We start from the raw sequence: 20,648 nt of genomic DNA on the forward strand, positions 1-20,648 counted from the left end.
CGTCAGACACCGGGCCGTCAGACACCGACGGGGTGCGCCGGCACGGGCGCCGGCACGTCGAGCTGGAGCGCGGAGTCGGTCCACTTCCAGATCTCGTCGAACAGCGCCTTGTCGTCTGCGAGCGCCACGCCCAGCGACGGCACCATCTCCTTGAGCTTGGTCTGCCAACCCGTGAACCGCTTGGGGAAGCACCGCTCGAGCACGTCCAGCATCGCGTGCACTGCGGTCGACGCGCCCGGCGAGGCGCCCAGCAGGCCGGCGATAGTGCCGTCCGACGAGTTGAGGACGGCAGTCCCGAACTCGAGGGTTCCGCCCATTCCGTTGCGCTTGATCACCTGCACACGCTGGCCCGCGGTGATCAGCTCCCAGTCCTCGGACTCGGCGGCGGGCACGAACTCGGAGAGCGTCTCGATACGGCCTTCCTCGGACTTGGCGAGCTCGCCGATGAGGTACTTGGTCAGGCCGAACTCGGTCAGCCCCACGCCCAGCATCGACATGAGGTTGTTCGGCTTCACCGACAGCGGAAGGTCGGTGAACTTGCCGTTCTTGAGGAACTTCGGCGACCAGCCCGCGTAGGGGCCGTAGAGCAGCCCCCGCTTGCCCCCGATCACCCTGGTGTCCAAGTGCGGCACCGACATCGGCGGCGCGCCGACGCCCGCCTTGCCGTACACCTTGGCGGCATGCTGGGCGATGAGGTCCTCGTTGTTGCAGCGCAGGAACTCGCCGCTGACGGGGAATCCGCCGTACCCCTTGGCCTCGGGGATGCCCGACTTCTGCAGCAGGGGAAGCGCTCCGCCGCCCGCGCCGACGAAGACGAAACGTGCGTTGATCGTGTAGTCCTCGCGGCTGCGCAGGTTGCGCACGCCCACCTTCCAGCTGCCGTCGGACAGCTGCGTGAGACCGGTCACCTTGGACCCGAACGCGAGCGTGGCGCCCTCGCTGCCCAGGTTCGCCAGCAGTTGCTTGGTGAGCGCGCCGAAGTTCACGTCGGTGCCCGCATCGGTCCAGTTGATCGCGACGGGGTCGGAGAAGTCGCGCCCCCGCGCCATCAGCGGAAGCCGGCGGGAGAACTCGTCCTCGCTGGTGGAGAACTCCATGCCCTGGAACAGGGGATGCCCGGCGAGCGCCTCATACCTCTTGCCCAGGTACTCCACGTCGTCCGCGCCGTGCACGAAGCTCATGTGCGGGATGGGGTTGATGAACTCGCGCGGCTCCGGGAGGATGCCGCGCTCCACTGCGTAGGACCAGAACTGGCGCGAGAGCTGGAACTTCTCGTTGACCCCCACCGCCTTGGCGATGTCCACCGAGCCGTCCGCGGCCTGCGGGGTGTAGTTGAGTTCGCACAGCGCCGAATGCCCGGTGCCCGCGTTGTTCCACGGGTCGCTGCTCTCGGCGCCGGCGGCATCGAGCTTCTCGACGAGCGTGATCGACCACTCCGGCTGCAGCTGCCGCAGCAGCACGCCCAACGTCGCGCTCATGATGCCCGCCCCGACGAGCAGGACGTCGGTCTTCACTCCTTGGGGGCTGCGCTTTGCACCTGAGGGATTCGCCACGGGAACTCAACTTCCTCGGTCTGTATGAGACATGGATCGTCCCCGAGGTTACTCGGGGGTCGCGGCAATCCTGCACCGGACCGCACCCGCGCAGCGACCACCATCACGTCCGGCGCGGCGCCGCGCCCCGATAGCCTGAACCCATGACGACTCCAGCGTGGCACCCTGACGTGCTCGGCCCCGGCTTCGAGGCGCTCGGGATCCCGCTGGGCGACGACCCCGACGGTGAGGGCGAGATCACTGCGACCCTGGTGCGCCACTCCCCCGCGCAGGCGTCGTCGACCCCCGGGCACGCCACCGCGGGGGCGTCCAGGGCCGCATCGCCGGCCACGGGACGGGCCGTGCTGTACGTGCACGGGTTCACCGACTACTTCTTCCAGCGTCACCTGGCCGAGCACTTCACGGCCCGTGGCGTCGCCTTCTACGCACTGGACCTGCGCAAGTGCGGGCGCTCCCTGCGCCCCGGCCAGACGCCGCATTTCACGCGCGACCTGGCACTGTACGACGCGGAGCTCGCAGGCGCCCTCGCGCGGATCCAAGGGGACACCGGCGCTCGGGTGCTGCTGATGGGCCATTCCACGGGCGGGCTGATCCTGCCGCTGTGGCTCGACCGGATGCGCCGCGCCGCCGCGCCCCCGCCCGCTCCGGTCAGCGGCCTGGTGCTGAACAGTCCGTGGTTCGACCTGCAAGGCCCGTCCTACCTGCGTTCGGCGGGCACCGTCGCCGTCGACGTTCTCGGCCGCGCCCGCCCCACTGCGGTCATCCCCACCGCGCTGTCCGAGGTCTACGGCGCGGCGCTGAGCGCCACCCACGGCGGCGAGTGGACCTACGACCTCGACTGGAAGCCGCTCACCGGCTTCCCGGTGACGGCGGGGTGGCTGCGCGCCGTGCGCCACGGGCATGCCCGGCTGCACCGGGGACTCGACGTCGGCGTGCCGTCGCTGGTGCTGCGGTCGACGCGCAGCGTCTTCACCACCACGCCGTCGCCGGCGACGCGCTCCGCCGACACCGTGCTGGACGTGGACCAGATCGCCCGCTGGTCGGGCTGCCTGGGCGGGCAGAACACCGTCGTGCCGATCGACGGCGCGCTGCACGACGTCTTCCTGTCCGCGCCGCCCGTGCGCGCCCACGCCTTCCGGGTGCTCGACCGGTGGGTCGACGCCATCCTCCCCGACGCCGTCCCGCCCGGAGCGGGCCGTTCCCGCGCCGGCGCCGCCGACCCGGACCGCACCGCCCCCGGGGCCGCCCCGGGCGCGTCGGACCGCCACCAATGCAACGAAAGCCACGAACACGCTGAGGAGAACGCCCGATGACCGACTCCGCCCATTCAGACTCCGCCGGCGCCGAGCACTTCGACGTCGCGGTGATCGGCACCGGATCCGGAAACACCTTCCTGGACGAGCGCTACGCCCACCTGAAGGTCGCGCTGCTCGAGGAGGGGGTGTTCGGCGGCACCTGCCTGAACGTCGGCTGCATCCCCACGAAGATGTTCGTCTACGCGGCGGACGTGGCCGAGTCCGCGCGCGGCGCCGCCCGCTACGGGGTGGACGCCCACGTGAACGGGGTGCGCCGGGCGGACATGGTCGACCGGGTCTTCGGCCGGATCGATCCGATCTCCGCGGGCGGCCGGACGTACCGCGTCGAGGACTGCGACAACGTCACCGTCTTCGAGGGGCACGCACGGTTCGTCGCCCCCCGCACCCTCGACACCGGCACGGGCGCGATCATCACCGCCGACCAGGTCGTGCTGGCCACCGGATCCCGGCCCGTCGTCCCCGACGCCATCGCGCGCTCCGGGGTGGAATACCTGACCAACGAGGACGCGATGCGCCTCGAGGAGGCGCCGGAGCACCTCATCATCGTGGGCACGGGGTTCATCGCCGCCGAGTTCGCGCACATCTTCGCCGGACTCGGGTCGCGGGTGTCGATCGTCGGCCGCAGCGGCCGCATGCTGCGCCACCTCGACGACGAGATCTCGGCGCACTTCACCGGGCTCGCCGGGGGCCGGTGGGACCTGCACCTGACGGCCCCTGTGCGTTCGGCCCGACGCAGGCCGGACGGCACCGGCGCGGACCTGGAGCTCGACGACGGCACGCGCCTGTCCGGCGACGCGCTGCTGGTCGCCGTCGGGCGCGCGCCCAACGCCGATCTGGTCGGCGCCGCCGCCGGCGGCATCGACCTCACCTCCGACGGCCGCGTGCGCGTCGACGAGTATCAGCGCACCAGCGCCGCCGGCGTCTACGCGCTGGGGGACGTGTGTTCGCCGTACCAGCTCAAGCACGTCGCCAACCACGAGGCGAGGGTGGTGGGCGGCAACCTGCTGGCCGAACGCGCCGCCGGGGAACGGCCCGCGGAGCTGCGCGCCGCAGACCACCGTTTCGTGCCGTCCGCGGTGTTCACGCACCCGCAGATCGCGACCGTAGGGCTCACCGAGGCGCAGGCGCGCGCGCAGCACCCGAACGTCACCGTCAAGGTGCAGCGTTACGCCGACGTCGCCTACGGCTGGGCGATGGAGGACGACGAGGGGCTGTGCAAGGTGATCGCCGACCGCGACACCGGCGCGCTGCTGGGCGGGCACATCATCGGCGCCCAGGCCTCCACGCTGATCCAGCCGCTGATCCAGGCGATGTCCTTCGGGCTGGGCGCCGCCGAGATGGCGCACGGTCAGTATTGGATCCACCCGGCGCTCACCGAGGTGGTCGAGAACGCGCTGCTGGGGCTCGACGTCTAGGAAGCCCGCCGACGTCGCCGGCGGCCGCTACCTCACCAGGGGTTGCTGCGCAGAATGATCTCCATGGCCAGCCCGGCCGCCAGGGCCTCGCCCCACTGCGCGGCTTCCCCGGACTGCGCGTCGCCCCGCGATTGCGCGCCGCCGCCGGCCGGCTCCACCACCCGGAAGTCCGAGTAGACGTGGCGACCGCTCGCGTACGCCTGAGTCCGGGCGTCGGCCGTGGTCAGCACCAGGGTCGTCGCCACGTCCACCGCAGGGCACCCCTGGTCCAGCACGGCGCCGTCGGCGTCCGCCACCGCGGGGTGGCCGCCGTCGAGCACCACCAGGCTGCTCACCCGGCCGAAGTGCCGCGCGGCGGTCTCCCACGCGGCCGGGGCCGCGTCGCCGATCCCGACCAGGTTGACCCAGTGCAGGCCGAGTTGGTCGAGCGCCGCCGCCACCTCGTCGTGCGCAGGCGCCTGGTCGCCCGTGTCCCACACGAAGCTCTGCAGCCCGGAGGCCACCAGCCGCTCGGTCAGCGGCTCGATCCGCGGCACCGGCGCGCCCTGCGCCGCACCCGCGAGGATCAACACGCCGGGCGAGCCGTCCGCGCCGCCGACTACTACCGTGCGGGGCTGCCCGCTGATCGTGATGCTCCGTTCGGTCATGGGAGAACACGGTACGCGGTGAAAGCCTGTCCGGGGGCGTGTCCCGGCGTGCGGCGCGCCACTCCGAAACGGCCGGCCCGCGGTCCGCCACGACGCCCCCGGGCGCAGATCCACGCACCCGTCCCCGCTGGGCCGCGCGCGGCGCTCAGGGCAGCGTGAGGATCTCCGCACCGGAGTCCGTGACCACCAGGGTGTGCTCGAACTGGGCGGTCCATGAGCGGTCGGCGGTGACCACCGTCCAGCCGTCGTCCCAGATCTCGTAGTCCACCCCGCCCAGGGTGATCATCGGCTCGATGGTGAATGTCATGCCGGCCTCGATCACGGTGTCCACGTTCGGCTCGTCGTAGTGCAGCACCACGAGGCCGTTGTGGAAGGTGGGACCCACTCCGTGCCCGGTGAAATCGCGCACCACGCCGTAACCGAAGCGGTTGGCGTAGGACTCGATGATCCGGCCGATGATGTTGAGCTCCCGGCCCGGCTTCACGGCCTTGATCGCCCGCATGGTGGCCTCGTGCGTGCGCTCGACGAGCAGGCGCGCCTCCTCGTCCACCTCGCCGGCGAGGAAGGTCGCGTTGGTGTCGCCGTGCACCCCGTCGATGTAGGCGGTGACGTCGATGTTGACGATGTCCCCGTCGCGGATCAGCGTCGAATCGGGGATGCCGTGGCAGATGACCTCGTTGAGCGACGTGCAGCAGGACTTGGTGAATCCGCGGTATCCCAGCGTGGAGGGGTAGGAGCCGTGGTCGCACATGTACTCGTGCGCGATCCGGTCGAGCTCGTCCGTGGTCACCCCGGGCGCCACGGCGGCGCCCGCCTCCGCCAGCGCCGCGGCTGCGATCTTCGAGGCGGTGCGCATCGCCTCGATGGTGGCGGCGTCCTGCACCCAGGGCTCGCTGCCCTCCTGCGCTGTGGGCTTCCACGCGTACTCGGGACGCTCGATGTCCTTGGGGACGGAGCGTACGGGGGTGGGTTCGCCGGGTGTCAGCGGTGCGCGTCGTGCCATGGGTCCCAGCTTATCGCCGCGCCGCGGTGGCGGGCCCACCGGACGCTCCGCCACGATGGGAGCCGTGACCGACGCCCCTCTCGTACGCAAGACCTCCACCAGGCTGTCCGACGGCCGCGTCCTGCACTACTTCGACGACTCCGGGCCGTACCCGTCCGACAGAGCCACCCGCGCGCTCACCGACCCGCGGCCGCCGTCCCCGCGCGTCCCCCCGGGCGAGCCGCGGTGGGATGCGCGCACCGGCGAGTGGGTGACGATCGCCGCGGCGCGCATGGATCGCACCCACCTCCCCGGCCCCGGGTCCAACCCGCTCGCGCCCTCGACGGGACTGCAGCACACGGAGATCCCGGCGCACGATTACGACGTGGTGGTGTTCGAGAACCGTTTTCCCGCGCTTCCGCGCTGCGAGGTGGTCTGCTACTCGCCCGACCCGGCGATGACCGTCGGGTCGCTGCCCCCGCGGCGGATGCGCACGGTGATCGAGGCGTGGGCGGACCGCACCGCCGTCCTCGGCGCGGCCCCAGGCGTCGAGCAGGTGTTCTGCTTCGAGAATCGCGGCGTGGAGACGGGTGTGACGCTCACCCACCCGCACGGGCAGATCTACCCGTACCCGTTCGTGCCCCGCGAGGCGGCGACGGTCGTGCGGCGGATGCGCGAGCACCGCGCGGCCACCGGCGGGAACCTGCTGCGCGAGCGGATGCTCGACGAGCTCGCCGCGGGCACCCGCGTCGTGGTGTCCGGTCGGCACTGGGCGGCCTACGTCCCGCGGGCGGCCCGCTGGCCGGTGGAGGTGGAGGTGGCGCCGCTGCGGGACGTGCCGGACCTGTGCGCGCTCGGCGACGACGAGCGCGCCGAGCTGGCGGTCCTGTACCCGGAGCTGATGGCGCGGCTGGACCGGTACTTCGCCGCCGACGACGGCACGCCGATCCCCCTGCCGTACATCGCCGCCTGGTACCAGGCCCCCACCACCGCCGACGACCGTGACTTCCGGCTGCACCTGCGGATCATGTCGATGCGCCGCTCCCCCGGCAAGCTGAAGTACCTGGCCGGATCCGAATCCGCCATGGGCGCGTGGATCAACGACGCCGTGCCGGAGGAGATCGCCGCCCGCCTGCGCGAGGCGGCGCGGTGACGCCCGGCGACCCGCCCCGCGCGGCGGTGACGGAGCCCTGGCCTGCCGACGAGGGTGCGCGGCGGGCCGACGCGCTGTTCCGGCGCGCGTTCGGCGGCGCGCCCGACGGCGTCTGGTCCGCGCCCGGCCGGGTGAACCTGATCGGCGAGCACACCGACCACAACGGCGGGCTGTGCCTGCCGGTCGCCATCGGACACCGCGCCTACGTCGCGTTGCGTGCCCGCAAGGACGGCTCGGTGCGCGTCGTTTCCGCCCAGCACCCGGGCGACCGGCCCGCGACGCTCGCCGCACCGATCACGCCGGCGCGCGCGGCCGCCGAACCGGGTTGGCCGGCGTACGTGTTCGGCGTCGCCGCCATGCTGCGCGCACGCCTCGCCGGGACCGATCCCACGGCAGACGCCCATCCCCCTGCGGCCGTGCCGGGCGCCGACATCACCGTCGACTCGTGCGTGCCGCAGGGCGCGGGCCTCAGTTCGTCGGCCGCCCTGGAGTGCGCCGCGGCCTGCGCCCTGGCGGACGCGGCGGGCGCGGACATCGGGGACCCGAGCCTGCGCCGTGCCCTCGTCGACGCCACCCGGACCGCCGAGAACGAGGTCGTCGGGGTCCCCTCGGGCGCGATGGACCAGTCCGCGGCTCTGCTCGCGTCCGCCGGTCACGCGCTGCTGCTCGACTGCGGCGACGGCTTAGCGACGCCGGTACCGTTCGACGTTGCAGCCCTGAGCGCATCCCTCCTGATCATCGACACCCGCACGACGCACGCCCTCGTCGACGGCGGTTACGCCACCCGGCGCGCCGAGTGCGCCGCCGCGGAGCGGGCGCTGGGCGTCCGCAATCTGAGCGGAGCGGTCGACGCCGACGTCGCGGGGCTCGCCGACCCGCTCCTGCGGGCCCGAGCACGGCACGTGCTCACCGAGAACGCCCGGGTACGCGCTTTCGTCCGCGAGCTGGCGTCGACGACGCCCTCGGCGCAACGACTCGGCGCACTGCTCGACGCCTCGCACGCGTCGCTGCGCGACGACTTCGCCGTCTCCACCCGCGAACTCGACCTCGCGGCCACTGCGGCGCGGGAGGCCGGAGCGTTCGGCGCCCGCATGGTGGGTGCGGGATTCGGCGGCGCGGTGCTGGCCCTCGGGCCCGACGGCGACGCCGCCCGCATCGCCGCGCGGGTCACGGTCGCCTTCCGCGCCGCGGGCCTGCCCGCCCCCGCCTGCTACCCGGCGCAGGCCTCGGCGCCGGCCGGCCGGGAGCGCTGAGCGGCGGTACGACCGTCCCCCTCCCCCCGGACGGTCAGGCCATGTACCCGTCGGGCAGGCCCAGGAACATCTCGCGCACCACCGCGACGGCGTTGTCGGAGCTGCCGCCGCCGACGATCAGCGACGCGAAGGCGATGTCGCCGCGATACCCGGCGAACCAGGCGTGCGATCCGCCCTCGTACTCGGCCTCGCCGGTCTTGCCGTACACCTCGCCCTGGTCGGCGATCCGCGATCCCGTGCCGCTGGTGACCACCTGGCGCATCATCACGCGCAGGCCGTCCACCATTTCCGGCGTGATCGGCTCGCCGGCGCCCTCCAACGTGGTCGGATGCCCGCCGATGAGCTGCGGGACCGGCGTCGAGCCGTGCGCCACCGTCGCCGCCGACAACGCCATACCGAACGGGGTCACCAGGTCCCGCCCCTGACCGAAGCCGTCCTCGCTGCGCTGGACGATGTCCGCGGCGGGCTGGATGCGGCCGGTCAGGGTCGTGATGCCGTCGACGCCGTAGTTCACCCCGATGCCGTACATCGCGGCGGCGTCCGGCAGCGAGTCGGCCTGCATGCGGCTCGCCAGCTCGGCGAAGGTGGTGTTGCAGCTGGCAGCGAACGCGGTGCGCATCGGCACCGTGCCCAGCGAGAAGTTCGCGTAGTTGGGGATGGTGCGCGTCCCGATCGTCACCTCGCCCGGGCATGCGAGCATCGTCCCGGGCGTGGCCAGCCCCTCCTCGATCGCGGCTCCGGCGGTGACGATCTTGAAGGTGGAGCCCGGCGGGTACAGGCCCTGCAGCGCGATGGGCCCCTTCGCGTCGGCCGCGTCGTTCTGGGCCACCGCCAGGATCTGGCCCGTGGACGGCTGGATCGCCACCAGCACCGCGGGCTTGTCGGTGATCCCGACCGCGGTCTGCGCCGCCATCTGCACCGACTTGTCCAGGCCCACGCGGACCGCGGGCGCGGGCACCGGGGCGGTCTCGGTGAGCACGTCCACCGTCACCCCGTCGCGGTTGATACTGACGACCCGCCAGCCCGGCGTGCCGTACACGTCGTCGCGCACCACCGATTCCAGATTGCCGACCACGTCGTTGGCGAGCAGCGGGTCGGAGGGCACCAGGTCCGGCTGCTCGGACAGCACAACCCCGGGCAGCGCCTCCAGCTGCGGTCGCAGCGCATCGGCCTGGTCGGAGGTCAAGCGCGTGATCGCATAGTTCCCGTCCAGCGACGACGCCTGTTCCGCGATCGACTGGGCCGAAACCGACGGATCGGCGGGTTTGAGCAGGCGCTCGAGCGCCGCCGCCGTGGTGCCGAGCGCGCGGCCGGCGTCCGTCGCGGACACCAGTACCTGCACGCTGATCCCCGGCTCCAGCACCGGCGCGCCGTCGTGCCCGATCACCGGCGCGCGCGGTGCCGCGATGGTGCGCAGCGCCATGGTCTGGTCCCCGCCCAGCCCCGGGTTGACGACGGCGGGGACCCACCGGACCGCCCAGTCGCCTTGCGTGCGCACCAGCGGCAGCGTGCCCGAGTAGCGCCACACCTGGTCTTCCGGAAGCGTCCATTCGTAGGTGTATTCGACCCGAGCCGTCGCGCCTTCGGTGCGCACCGCCCCGATGGTGGCGGTCATCGACTCGGCCTGCAGGCCGTCCCACGCCGCCGACAGTCCCGCACGCGCCTCATCGGGGGCATCGGTCTGCCCCGCTGCACGGTCCAGTTCGTGGTCCGCGAATCCGGCGACGAAGTCGCGAGCCGCGGATCCCGCCGTCTCCGGCCCGTCCGCGCACGCCACCGACCCCAGTAGCACCAGAATGGACGCCACGCACGCCCCGACCAGGCGGACGCGCGGCGCCCGGCGGGTGCGGTCCGTCCGGCAGCGGTGAACAGTCATCGCGGCAATGATATGCGGCCGCGCCCATCGGGCACGGATCCGCCGCCGCGCGCCGCCGGTCGATGAGCAGCGTCAGTCGATGAGCAGCGTCAGTCGATGAGGACCGTCAATCGATGAGGACCGTCGAGAAGGTCGCCACCTGCCGGAAGCCGATCCGCGCGTAGGACGCCCGGGCCGGCGCATTGAACGAGTTGACGTACAGGCTGGGTGTGCGCCCCGCCGCGCGAAGCTCCGCGCACAGTGTCGCCGTGCCCCGGGTGCCGAGACCTCGGGCGCGCTCTCCTGGTCGCACCCAGACGCCCTGGATCTGCCCCACCCGGTCCGAGTACGAGCCCACCTCGGCCTTGAAGAGCACTCGGCCGTCGGCGATACGCGCCCAGGCGCGGCCCGCACGGATCGTCGCGGCGACGCGCTCGCGGTACCCCTGGCCGCCGTCGTGCAGCCGCGGGTCGATGCCGACCTCCTCGATGAACATGGCGATCGCGGCCTCCAGATACGGCGCGAGGTCGTCCATCGTCACCCGCCTGACCAGCGCGTCGGGCTTCACTGCGGGCTCGGCGTCCAGTGCGAGCAGCGGCTGGTCGGGTCGGACCTCGCGCGCGGGACCCCACCGGGACTCGAGGAGCGTCCACATGGGCATGGTCAGCTCGCTCCGCCCGACCAGCGACGTGCACAGGCGCGGACCGCGCAGTGCGCGGTCCGCGAAGGCCTCGATGTCGTGACGGGTGCCGGCCAGCGGAACGAGGTTGCCGCCGGAGAAGCACAGCGCCCGTTCCGCGCCGCCCCTGGTCCACAACTCGCCGCCCAGCGCGCTGCGCCCGATGCCGCGCTGCTGCACCCGCGCCGCGATCATGCAGCCCGCGACCGGGTCGGCGTCGAGGGCGCGCAGGACCGCGTCGCGCTCACGCGTCCCCAGGACCCTGGTCCCCAGCAGCTTCAGCACCGGCCCACTCCGCCGCTCGCATCCAGGCCGCCGGTCCGTTCGGGCGGCCCCGTCATGTCAACATTGCCACGCGCGGACGCCATCCGCCCGGGAACCGTGCCCTGGCGGCACGGCAAGGCCCTGCCGCGGCGCTCAGGACACCGTGACCGAGGGACCGCCCGCCCCTGCCTCGGCCTCAGCGCCGTCGCCCATCTCCTCGGCGATGCGCATGGCCTCCTCGATGAGGGTCTCGACGATCTGCGCCTCCGGCACCGTCTTGATCACCTTGCCCTTGACGAAGATCTGGCCCTTGCCGTTGCCGGACGCCACGCCCAGGTCGGCTTCGCGCGCCTCGCCGGGGCCGTTGACCACGCACCCCATCACGGCGACCCGCAGCGGCACCTCCATGCCCTCGAGTCCGGCCGTGACCTCGTCCGCGAGCTTGTAGACATCCACCTGTGCGCGGCCGCAGGACGGGCAGGAGACGATCTCGAGCTTGCGCGGCCGCAGACCCAGCGACTGCAGGATCTGCGTACCCACCTTGATCTCTTCGACCGGCGGCGCGGACAGCGAGACCCGGATCGTGTCGCCGATGCCCTGCGAGAGCAGCGCCCCGAACGCGACGGCGGATTTGATGGTGCCCTGGAACGCCGGACCCGCCTCGGTGACGCCCAGGTGCAGCGGGTAGTCGCACTGCTCGGCCAGCTGCCGGTAGGCCTCGACCATGACCACCGGGTCGTTGTGCTTGACCGAGATCTTGATGTCGTGGAAGCCGTGCTCGGCGAACAGCCCGGCCTCCCACAGCGCCGATTCCACCAGCGCCTCCGGGGTGGCCTTGCCGTACTTCTTGAGCAGACGCGGGTCCAGGGACCCGGCGTTGACGCCGATACGGATGGGGATCCCGGCGTCGCCTGCGGCCCGCGCCACCTCGGCGACGCGGCCGTCGAACTCCTTGATGTTGCCCGGGTTCACGCGGACGGCCGCGCACCCGGCATCGATGGCGGCGAAGATGTAGCGCGGCTGGAAATGGATGTCGGCGATCACCGGGATCTGGCTCTTACGCGCGATGGTCTCGAGCGCGTCGGCGTCCTCCTGCCGCGGGCACGCCACGCGGACGATGTCGCACCCCGAGGCGGTCAGCTGCGCGATCTGCTGCAGCGTGGCGTTGACGTCGTGCGTCTTGGTGGTGGTCATCGACTGGACGGAGACCGGGTAGTCGCTGCCCACGCCCACGCTGCCCACGTGCAACTGGCGCGTCTTGCGGCGCGGCGCCAGGACCGCGGCCGGCCCGGACGGCATTCCGAGACCCACGGGGCTCGTCACAACTATCATCCTCTCGATGGTGAGCACCTGCGCTCCGGCGCCATCCGCCGGGGCTCCGCTCCGATTGTCCTCCACTGCGGCGCCGGGCTCCACGTTCACCCGCGAAAGTGACGCTCGCCACGGGGCGCGGCGTGCTCGGCGGCCGCCGGATCCGGCCGCTCAGAACAGCCGGATCGGGTTGACGATGTCGGCCGTCACGGTCAGCAGCATGAAGCCGCCGAGCAGCACGGCGATCGCCAGGGTGACCGGCATGAGTTTCATGTAGTCGACCGGGGCGCCGGCCGCCTTGCCCCGCAGCCTGCGTACGCCGTCGCGGATCTTCTCGTAGATCACGACGGCGATGTGGCCGCCGTCGAACGGCAGCAGCGGCAGCACGTTGAGCAGCGCGAGGAAGAAGTTCAGCTGCGCCAGCAGCATCACGAACATTTGCCACATGTCGCGCTCGACGAATTCGCCGCCGAGCCTGCTCGCCCCGACGACGCTCATCGGGGTCTCGTCGCTGCGCTGCCCGCCGAAGATCGACTCGACCAGGTTGGGCACCCGCGACGGGAAGTCCAGCAGCGCGTTCCAGCTGAGCACGGCGATCTCGCCGGTGAACTCCAGCGAGCCGGGCACCGCGGTGAGTGCGTTGAAGTGCAACAGCCCCGCGGCGTCGTTCGCGGCGCCGATCGAACCCACCGACTCGGTGCGCTGCGCGCCGGTGGCGGGGTCGGTGACCTGCCGCTGCACCTGCTCCACCTGCACCGGGATCGTCAGGGTCTCCCCGTCCCGCTCGACGACGAAGGGCACCGTGCCGGAGCTGTCCCGCACCGCGTTGACCAGGTCCCGCCAGGTCTCCACGTCGGTTCCGTCGACCTTCTTCACGACGTCGCCGGATTCGAGGCCGGCCTGCTGCGCCGGCCCGGCGCCCGCGCAGGGCACCAGCGTGCCGTCCGCCCGCTGCTCCGGCGACGAGCACGACAGCGCGCCGAGCTTCGTCTGCGGGGCGTCGATCTGCGGCAGCCCCGAGCCGAGCGCCAGCCCGTAGATGAGCACCAGCCCGATGAGGATGTTCATCACCACGCCGCCGAGCATCACGACGATGCGCTTCCACGCCGGGAACCGGAACATCGCCCGGTCCGCCTCGTCGGGCTCGAGCTCGTCCATCGCCGTCATTCCGGCGATCTCGCAGAACCCGCCCGCGGGCACGGCCTTGAGCCCGTACTCGGTCTCCCCCCTGCGGAAGGAGAACAACTTGGGTCCGAAGCCGATGAAGTACCGGCGGACCTTCATGCCGAACATCTTGGCCGCGCCCAGGTGGCCGAACTCGTGCAGAGCGATCGAAATGCCGATGCCGAAGGCGAACAGGATCACGCCCAGTACGAAATCCACTGTCCGTCAGCCCTCCTGCCCGATCAGTTCGGCCGCGCGGACGCGGGCCCACTCCTCCGCGGCCAGCACCTCGTCGACGCCGGCGGGGTCGGCCGCCCACCGATCTCCGTCGGCCAGGACCTCCGAGACCGTACCCACGATCCGGGGAAAGCCGATGCGGCCGGCCAGGAACGCGGCTGCCGCCTCCTCGTTGGCCGCGTTGAACACGGCCGGCATGCACCCGCCGGCCACGCCCGCCGCGCGGGCCAGTTCCACCGCGGGGAAGACGTCGGCGTCGAGCGGTTCGAACTCCCAGGTGGACGCCGTGGTGAAGTCGCAGGCGGGCGCCGCGCCGGCGATGCGCTCCGGCCAGCCCAGCGCCAGCGCGATCGGCAGGCGCATGTCCGGCGGGCTGGCCTGCGCGATGGTGGAGCCGTCGTGGAAGGTCACCATCGAGTGCACGATCGACTGCGGATGCACCGTGACGTCGATCCGGTCGTAGGGGACGCCGAACAGCATGTGGGCCTCGAGCAGCTCGAGACCCTTGTTGACCATCGTCGCCGAGTTGAGCGTGTTCATCGGGCCCATCGACCACGTGGGATGCGCGCCCGCCTGCTCGGGAGTGACGTCCGTAAGCTGTTCCGTCGTCCAGCCGCGGAAGGGTCCGCCCGACGCGGTGAGCACCAGGGCCGCCACCTCCTGCGCGCGGCCCGCCCGCAAGCACTGCGCCAGCGCGGAATGCTCGGAGTCGACGGGCACGATCTGCCCCACCGCCGCGGCGGCCAACACCAGCGGCCCGCCCGCGATGAGCGACTCCTTGTTCGCCAGCGCCAGGCGCGCACCCGTCTCCAGCGCCGCCAGGGTGGGCCGCAGGCCGAGCGAGCCGACAAGGCCGTTGAGGACCACATCGGCCTCCACGGAGCGCACCAGCTCGTCCGCCGCCGCCGGCCCCGAGCGGACCGGGAACCCCAGGACATCGGACAGACGGGCCGCCGAGGCGGGATCGGCCACGGCCACCTCGCGAACCCCGGTGGCGCGGACCTGCCGGGCCAGCAGCTCGACGTCGGCGCCGCCGGCGGCGAGACCCACCACCTCGAACCGCTCGGCCGCCGCGGCCATCACCTGCAGCGCCTGGGTGCCGATGGAACCGGTGCTCCCCAGGAGCAGTACACGCGTTCTCGTCACCGCGCCCATTGTTCCCGACGCCCCGCTCCGCGGCCACCTCCGGGCCCGGCGCGCGCTCCGCACGGGCCGGTCCGGGCCGATTACGACCCCCTGTCGTATCCGGCCCCGGAATGTGCCAGGATTGGGGCCGACACAGTGACACCAGGAGGTTCGGCCGTGGCCACACAGCAGCAGGTGCATCCCTCCCTCGAGAAGGCCATCGAGGAATCCCGCATCGACCCCGCGGACGAGCCGTCGGTCGGCTGGGGCTGGCACGGTCAGGCCACCAAGACCTTCCGCATCTTCGGCTGGTTCTTCGCGCTGTTCCTGCTCCTGATGATCTTCAACAACATCGAGACGGCCACGGCGATCATCTACCTGTGCGTCTCGGCCGCCATCGTCGTCGGCTTCCTGCTGATCGATATCTACACGCGGCACAACCGCTGGAACCGCTAGAGCGGTCGCAACGGCTTCACAAGGGCCGGCCCCGGTACTCCCGGGGCCGGCCCTGACGTTTCCGCCCCGGGCACCTGCCCCCTCTGCGCCCCGGTCTGCGGTGGACTACTTCTCCGTGGCCGCCAGCTGGCCGCAGGCCGCGGCGATCTCCTGGCCACGCGTGTCGCGCACCGTGCAGGAGACACCCGCAGCGCGGACCCGCCGCACGAATTCGCGTTCGACGGGCTTCGGCGCCGCATCCCATTCGCTTCCCGGGGTGGGGTTGAGCGGGATCAGGTTCACGTGGACGAGCGCGCCCAGCGCGGCGCGGAGCTTCTTGGCCAGCAGGTCGGCCCGCCACGGCTGATCGTTGACGTCGCGAATCAGCGCATACTCGATCGACACCCTGCGGCCCGTGCGGTCAGCGTAGTACCGGGCCGCGTCGAGCACCTCGGCCACCGACCACCGGTTGTTCACCGGAACGAGGGTGTCGCGCAGTTCATCGTCCGGAGTGTGCAGCGACACGGCCAGGGTCACCGCGAGCCCCTCGTCCGCGAGCTTGCGGATCGCCGGGGCGAGGCCCACCGTCGACACCGTCACAGACCGTTGCGAGAGCCCGAAACCGTCGGGCGCCGGGTCGGTGATCCGCCGGACCGCGGCCACGACCCTCTTGTAGTTGGCGAGCGGCTCCCCCATGCCCATGAAGACGATGTTCGACAGCCGCCCCGGGCCGCCGTGCACCTCGCCGTCGCGCATCGCCGCCGCAGCCGCGCGCACCTGGTCGACGATCTCCGCGGTCGACAGATTACGGTCGAGCCCGCCCTGACCGGTCGCGCAGAACGGGCAGGCCATGCCGCAACCGGCCTGGCTGGAGATGCACAGGGTGGCGCGGTCCGGGTACCGCATCAGCACGCTTTCCAGCAGGGTGCCGTCCCCGGCGCGCCACAAGGTCTTACGCGTCGTACCGTCATCGCATGCGATGTTCCGCACCGCGGTGAGCAGCGGCGGGAACAGGGCTTGGGACACCGACTCGCGCATGGCGGCCGGCAGGTCCGTCATCTCCGCCGGGTCCGCCACGAGACGGCCGTAGTACTGGCGGGCGATCTGGTCAGCGCGGAACTTCGGCAGCCCCAGCTCCCCCATGGCGGCCTTGCGGCCGTCCGCATCCAGATCCGCGAGGTGCGTGGGGGGCAGCCCGCGGCGCGGCGCCGAGAAGACCAGGCGGACCGGTTTGCTGCCGCCGGTCGTGCCGGGGCTCTCCGGCGACGGCGCATTCCGAGCCGAATCGGCGGACCGCGCGTCCTGCGGGGCGCTGCGCCCCGCCGACGGGTCCTGCGTGTTCACGTGCTGCGTACGGCCGGCCATGATCACCGATTGTCCCAGATCCCCGGCCCGATCGCCGACCCGCCCCGTGTGATCCGTGACCCGCCCGTCGCACGGAGAACCGTGCAGCCGTCGGCTCCGTGAGGGATCATCGGAGCATGAGCACCGACGACCAGTACGGCACACCGTCGACGGACACCGACGACACCGCCACTCCCGCCGTCGAAACCCCGGCCGCGCCGGACAGCGCGCAGGCCGGGACCACGGCGACGCACTCCGGCCGGCGGGGACGCAAGCGGGTCGACCTGGCCAAGAACTCGCGCACCGCCCGCGCCTGGATCGCGTGGATCATCGGCGCGATCATCCTGATATTCCTGCTCGTCTTCATCATCCAGAACTCGGATTCGACGCCGGTGCAGCTCTTCGGCTGGGAGTTCTCCCTGCCGCTGGGAGTGACGATCCTGCTCGCGGCGATCGGCGGCGCGCTGATCACAGCGCTGCTCGGCGCAGCACGGATGTTCCAGATGCGCAGGGCGGCACGCAAACAGCGCTAGGGTTCGCTCCTGCACCCGCCCCCACGGCAGGTGGTGTTCCGTGAGCACGGTCAGAACGCCAGCCCGAGCACCACCCAGACCGCCACGGCGGACGGCAGCGCCGAGTCGAGCCGGTCCATGATCCCACCGTGCCCGGGCAGCAGCGAACCCATGTCCTTGATGCCCAGGTCGCGTTTGACCTGGGATTCCACCAGGTCGCCCAGCGTCGATGTCACCACGATCACCGCCCCGAGAATCGCACCGACCCACCACGTCTCGCCGAGGATCAGCGTCACGGTGAGAACCCCGCCGACGACGCCGAACAGGAGGGATCCGCCCAGGCCCTCCCACGACTTCTTGGGGCTGATGGCCGGAACCATCGGGTGCTTTCCCAGCAGGACGCCGGCGGCGTAGCCGCCGACATCGGAGCACACGACGCCGATCATCAGGCAGAACACCTTGCCGGCGCCGTTGTCACCGTCGAAGACGAGCAGCGTGCCGATCGACGCGAACAGTGGAATCCACGCCGTGACGAAGACGCCGACGGCCATGTCCCGCGTGTAGTTCTGGGGTGTCGCGTCCAGCCCGGCGCTCACCAGGCGCCAGATCATGATGACCAGGACCGTCACGGCGAACGCGCCGAACGCCGCAGCCGCACCGTACGGCCAGGTCAGCCAGATCATCGCCTGACCGCCGATCAGCATCGGCGGCAGCGGTACGTCGATGCCGCCCTGCCGCAGACGCCCGCACACCTCCCAGGTGGCGATCGCGGCGGCGACGGCCACGACGGCGACCCAGGCCGTGGGCGCGAACAGCAGAACGCAGATGACGAGCGCGCCGAGGGCGACTCCGACTCCGATCGCCGCAGGCAGATTGCGCCCGGCCTTCGACGGCGGCTTGTCCGGCTGCTTCCGCGTGGCTTCGCCGCCTGCCGTCACTGGGCCTCCTGGTGTGGTCTCGTGGTCACGCATATCGTCGAACCGCCCCGCGTCCACCGCGCGAGCGGCGGCCCCACCGGCGATCAGACCTCCAGGAGCTCGGATTCCTTGTTCTTGACCATCTCGTCAACCTGCCCGACGTACTTGCCGGTCGTCTTGTCGAGTTCCTTCTCCGCACGGACGACTTCATCCTCGCCCGCGTCTCCGTCCTTCTGGATCCGGTTCAGTTCGTCCATCGCCTTGCGGCGCACATTGCGCACCGCGACCCGCGCCTCCTCGGCCTTCGCCTTGGCCTGCTTGACGAACTCGCGGCGGCGCTCCTCGGTGAGCTGCGGAACCGACACCCGGATGACAGTGCCGTCGTCGGTGGGATTCACGCCGAGGTCCGAGTTGCGGATGGCGGTCACGATGGTGCCGAGCATCGACATCTCGTACGGCTTGATCACCACCATGCGCGGCTCCGGGACCGAGATGCTGGCAACCTGGGTGATGGGCGTGGGGCTGCCGTAGTAGTCGACGACGACCCGGGCGAACATGCCCGGGTTCGCGCGGCCCGTACGGATGGAGCCGAGATCGTCCCGGGCGACCTCGATCGCCTTCTCCATCTTCTCCTCGGCCTCGAAGAGAGCTTCGTCGATCACGGCATTCCTCCGTCGGTTATGGGTGTGCGCCGGGCGTTCTCCGGCGCCGTCGCTACGTCGGCCTGCGGTGTCCGACCGGCACGACTTTCCGGCCCCGGCCGCGCCGGGGTATCGGCGATCACGATCGAACCAATGTACCGATCTTCTCACCTGACACCGCGCGTGCGATATTGCCCTCGGTCAGGAGATTGAATACCAGCAGCGGCATGGCGTTGTCCATGCACAGGCTGAACGCCGTCGCATCCGCGACCTTCAGCCCGCGACGGATCACCTCTTCGTGCGTGATCCGGTCGAACATCGTCGCGTCCGGATCCTCGCGCGGGTCGGCGGAGTAGACGCCGTCGACCGCCTTGGCCAGCAGAACGACCTCCGCGCCCACCTCCAGCGCCCGCTGCGCGGCGGTCGTGTCGGTGGAGAAATAGGGCATCCCCATGCCCGCCCCGAAGATGACGACGCGCCCCTTCTCCAGGTGCCGCACCGCCCGCCGCGGGATGTAGGGCTCCGCGACCTGGCCCATCGTTATTCCGGTCTGCACACGGGTGTCGATGCCCCGCTGCTCCAGGAAGTCCTGGAGGGCCAGCGAGTTCATCACCGTGCCCAGCATGCCCATGTAGTCCGAGCGGGACCGTTCGAGCCCCCGCTGCTGCAGTTCGGCGCCGCGGAAGAAGTTGCCGCCGCCGATCACCACGGCCACCTGCACTCCGTCGCGGACGATCTCGGCGATCTGCGTGGCCACGGCCTCGACCACATCGGGGTCCAGACCCACTCGTCCGCCGCCGAACATCTCGCCGCCGAGCTTGAGCAGCACGCGGCGGTAGCCGTTGGGATTGTTCGCCATGTTCAGTCCTGACTTCTTCCCGGCCCCGCGGACCATCTCATCCGACTTCCCACCGGATACGCCGGGACGGGACCGTCCGCGGGCCACAAGGGCCCGGGACGGTCCCGCCGGCGCATCATCATCGGCTCCAGCCGATCAGGCCTGCCCCACCTCGAAGCGGCGGAAGGCCGTGACCTCCGCGCCCGCCTCGGCGAGCACGGCCTTGACCGTCTTCTTCGAATCGGACACGGACGGCTGATCGAGCAGCACGACGTCCTTGAAGAACCCGTTCACCCGGCCCTCGATGATCTTGGGCATGGCCTGCTCGGGCTTGCCCTCCTCACGAGCCGTCTCCTCGGCGATGCGGCGCTCCTTGGCGACGATCTCCTCGGGCACCTCCTCGCGGGTGGTGTACTTGGCCTTCATGGCCGCCACCTGCATCGCGGCTCCGCGAGCGGCCTCGGCCGCCGCGTCGCCGTCGCCGGTGTACTGCACGACCACGCCCACCGCGGGCGGCAGGTCGGTGCTGCGGCGGTGCATGTAGACGGCGACCTGCCCGTCCAGGGACGCGACGCGCCGCAGTTCGAGCTTCTCGCCCAGCTTGGCGGACATGGCCTGGACCACCTCGCCGACGGTGCTGCCGTCCAGCGGCAGCGCCTCGAGCGCGGCGACGTCGGCGGGGCGGCCCTCGGCAGCGGAGGTGACGATCTTGTCCGCCAGCTCCTGGAACTGCTCGTTCTTTGCGACGAAGTCGGTCTCGCTGTTGAGCTCGATCAGCACACCGCCCTTCTCGGCGACCAGGCCCTCGGCCGTGGCGCGCTCGGCACGCTTGCCCACGTCCTTGGCGCCCTTGATGCGCAGGAACTCGACGGCCTTGTCGAAATCGCCGTCGTTCTCCTCGAGTGCCTTCTTGCAGTCCATCATTCCGGAGCCGGTGAGCTCCCGGAGCCGCTTGACATCAGCGGCGGTGTAGTTCGCCATCGAGGCGAGCCTCCTCGGTGATTGGG

At 71.5% G+C, this 20,648-nt stretch carries 19 protein-coding genes; 6 read left to right on the top strand and 13 right to left on the bottom strand.

Annotation, left to right across the window (positions count from 1 at the left end):
• Positions 1 to 17 precede the first annotated feature (17 nt).
• The gene (mqo, locus tag FO059_RS10505) at positions 18 to 1,514 is read right to left on the bottom strand and encodes a malate dehydrogenase (quinone) (protein ID WP_268892880.1); all 1,497 of its coding nucleotides are present in this window, start codon (positions 1,512 to 1,514) and stop codon (positions 18 to 20) included.
• A gap of 182 nt (positions 1,515 to 1,696) precedes the next feature.
• Here mqo and FO059_RS10510 point away from each other — a divergent pair, with 182 nt between their 5' ends.
• Both FO059_RS10510 and FO059_RS10515 read left to right on the top strand, forming a co-directional pair.
• Positions 1,697 to 2,866 (top strand): alpha/beta hydrolase, encoded by a 1,170-nt coding sequence (locus FO059_RS10510; protein WP_143908602.1) that lies wholly within the window; start codon positions 1,697 to 1,699, stop codon positions 2,864 to 2,866.
• Positions 2,863 to 4,284 carry a mycothione reductase gene (locus tag FO059_RS10515; protein WP_143908604.1) on the top strand — a complete coding sequence of 474 codons (1,422 nt, stop codon included), beginning with the start codon at positions 2,863 to 2,865 and terminating at the stop codon, positions 4,282 to 4,284. Before FO059_RS10510 ends, FO059_RS10515 begins: the two co-directional genes overlap by 4 nt.
• 32 nt (positions 4,285 to 4,316) lie before the next feature.
• Here the strand turns inward: FO059_RS10515 and FO059_RS10520 are convergent, their stop codons facing one another.
• Positions 4,317 to 4,931, bottom strand: a complete 615-nt coding sequence (locus FO059_RS10520) for an alpha/beta hydrolase (RefSeq protein ID WP_143908606.1) — start codon at positions 4,929 to 4,931, stop codon at positions 4,317 to 4,319.
• Positions 4,932 to 5,076: 145 nt separating this feature from the next.
• Positions 5,077 to 5,934, bottom strand: a complete 858-nt coding sequence (map, locus tag FO059_RS10525; protein WP_143908608.1) for a type I methionyl aminopeptidase — start codon at positions 5,932 to 5,934, stop codon at positions 5,077 to 5,079.
• Between the two features lie 55 nt (positions 5,935 to 5,989).
• On the opposite strand from map, the gene galT reads away from it, so the two are divergent.
• Both galT and FO059_RS10535 read left to right on the top strand, forming a co-directional pair.
• Entirely contained in the window at positions 5,990 to 7,066 is a 1,077-nt protein-coding gene (gene galT, locus FO059_RS10530) for a galactose-1-phosphate uridylyltransferase (RefSeq protein ID WP_143908610.1), read from the top strand.
• Entirely contained in the window at positions 7,063 to 8,319 is a 1,257-nt protein-coding gene (locus FO059_RS10535) for a galactokinase (protein ID WP_199257083.1), read from the top strand. The genes galT and FO059_RS10535 overlap by 4 nt, the downstream gene beginning before the upstream one ends.
• 34 nt (positions 8,320 to 8,353) lie before the next feature.
• On the opposite strand, the gene FO059_RS10540 is transcribed toward FO059_RS10535, so the two are convergent.
• The 5 genes from FO059_RS10540 to dxr form a co-directional block, all read right to left on the bottom strand.
• Entirely contained in the window at positions 8,354 to 10,195 is a 1,842-nt protein-coding gene (locus FO059_RS10540) for a penicillin-binding transpeptidase domain-containing protein (RefSeq protein WP_143908612.1), read from the bottom strand.
• Between the two features lie 106 nt (positions 10,196 to 10,301).
• Positions 10,302 to 11,138 carry a GNAT family N-acetyltransferase gene (locus tag FO059_RS10545; protein ID WP_143908614.1) on the bottom strand — a complete coding sequence of 279 codons (837 nt, stop codon included), beginning with the start codon at positions 11,136 to 11,138 and terminating at the stop codon, positions 10,302 to 10,304.
• A 132-nt stretch (positions 11,139 to 11,270) separates the two neighbouring features.
• A complete protein-coding gene (gene ispG, locus FO059_RS10550; RefSeq protein WP_143908616.1) occupies positions 11,271 to 12,440 on the bottom strand; it encodes a flavodoxin-dependent (E)-4-hydroxy-3-methylbut-2-enyl-diphosphate synthase in 1,170 nt (389 codons plus the stop codon).
• Between the two features lie 159 nt (positions 12,441 to 12,599).
• Positions 12,600 to 13,811 (bottom strand): M50 family metallopeptidase, encoded by a 1,212-nt coding sequence (locus FO059_RS10555; protein WP_143908618.1) that lies wholly within the window; start codon positions 13,809 to 13,811, stop codon positions 12,600 to 12,602.
• Between the two features lie 6 nt (positions 13,812 to 13,817).
• On the bottom strand, positions 13,818 to 14,984 hold the full coding sequence (gene dxr / locus FO059_RS10560) for a 1-deoxy-D-xylulose-5-phosphate reductoisomerase (RefSeq protein ID WP_143908620.1): 1,167 nt from the start codon (positions 14,982 to 14,984) through the stop codon (positions 13,818 to 13,820).
• A gap of 147 nt (positions 14,985 to 15,131) precedes the next feature.
• On the opposite strand from dxr, the gene FO059_RS10565 reads away from it, so the two are divergent.
• Positions 15,132 to 15,410 carry a DUF2631 domain-containing protein gene (locus tag FO059_RS10565; protein WP_233266937.1) on the top strand — a complete coding sequence of 93 codons (279 nt, stop codon included), beginning with the start codon at positions 15,132 to 15,134 and terminating at the stop codon, positions 15,408 to 15,410.
• 105 nt (positions 15,411 to 15,515) lie between these two features.
• Here the strand turns inward: FO059_RS10565 and rlmN are convergent, their stop codons facing one another.
• Positions 15,516 to 16,754 (bottom strand): 23S rRNA (adenine(2503)-C(2))-methyltransferase RlmN, encoded by a 1,239-nt coding sequence (gene rlmN / locus FO059_RS10570; protein WP_143908622.1) that lies wholly within the window; start codon positions 16,752 to 16,754, stop codon positions 15,516 to 15,518.
• 116 nt (positions 16,755 to 16,870) lie between these two features.
• Between rlmN and FO059_RS10575 the strand changes: the two genes are divergently transcribed.
• On the top strand, positions 16,871 to 17,266 hold the full coding sequence (locus tag FO059_RS10575; protein WP_143908624.1) for a LapA family protein: 396 nt from the start codon (positions 16,871 to 16,873) through the stop codon (positions 17,264 to 17,266).
• Between the two features lie 50 nt (positions 17,267 to 17,316).
• Here FO059_RS10575 and FO059_RS10580 read toward each other — a convergent pair whose 3' ends face one another.
• The 4 genes from FO059_RS10580 to tsf form a co-directional block, all read right to left on the bottom strand.
• Positions 17,317 to 18,216 carry a phosphatidate cytidylyltransferase gene (locus tag FO059_RS10580; protein WP_143908626.1) on the bottom strand — a complete coding sequence of 300 codons (900 nt, stop codon included), beginning with the start codon at positions 18,214 to 18,216 and terminating at the stop codon, positions 17,317 to 17,319.
• Between the two features lie 50 nt (positions 18,217 to 18,266).
• Positions 18,267 to 18,824, bottom strand: coding sequence for a ribosome recycling factor (frr, locus tag FO059_RS10585; protein ID WP_143908628.1), 558 nt, complete (start codon positions 18,822 to 18,824; stop codon positions 18,267 to 18,269).
• 118 nt (positions 18,825 to 18,942) lie between these two features.
• The gene (gene pyrH, locus FO059_RS10590; RefSeq protein WP_143908630.1) at positions 18,943 to 19,662 is read right to left on the bottom strand and encodes a UMP kinase; all 720 of its coding nucleotides are present in this window, start codon (positions 19,660 to 19,662) and stop codon (positions 18,943 to 18,945) included.
• Positions 19,663 to 19,797: 135 nt separating this feature from the next.
• Positions 19,798 to 20,622 (bottom strand): translation elongation factor Ts, encoded by an 825-nt coding sequence (tsf, locus tag FO059_RS10595; RefSeq protein ID WP_143908632.1) that lies wholly within the window; start codon positions 20,620 to 20,622, stop codon positions 19,798 to 19,800.
• Positions 20,623 to 20,648: the final 26 nt, after the last annotated feature.

The sequence above is a fragment of the Tomitella fengzijianii genome, from assembly GCF_007559025.1.
Classification (GTDB): domain Bacteria; phylum Actinomycetota; class Actinomycetes; order Mycobacteriales; family Mycobacteriaceae; genus Tomitella; species Tomitella fengzijianii.